Below are 282 nucleotides of genomic sequence, written 5' to 3' on the forward strand. Positions count from 1 at the left end.
CTTTCAGCGCCGGGCTCGATCCATCCGCACACGCACTTCAACAGCAGCGTATACGTGCTGAAGAAGGAAGAGGGAGGACGACACACGCCGTTCTTCAACGGATACCGTCCGCAGTTCTATTTCAGGACAACGGACGTAACAGGAGTAATCGAGCTGCCGAGCGGAACAGAAATGGTAATGCCGGGAGATAACATCGAAATGGAGATCAAGCTGATCACGCCGATCGCAATCGAAGAAGGACTGCGGTTCGCAATCCGCGAAGGCGGCAGGACAGTAGGTTCG

At 55.0% G+C, this 282-nt stretch carries 1 protein-coding gene; it reads left to right on the forward strand.

Going from position 1 to position 282, the window contains the following annotated elements; genetic code table 11:
- Positions 1–282, forward strand: a 282-nt coding sequence (locus tag CHK_RS04635) for an EF-Tu C-terminal domain-related protein (RefSeq protein WP_046442873.1), incomplete at both ends; no start/stop codon positions are given.

The organism is Christensenella hongkongensis (genome assembly GCF_000981035.1).
Taxonomy (GTDB): Bacteria; Bacillota; Clostridia; order Christensenellales; family Christensenellaceae; genus Christensenella; species Christensenella hongkongensis.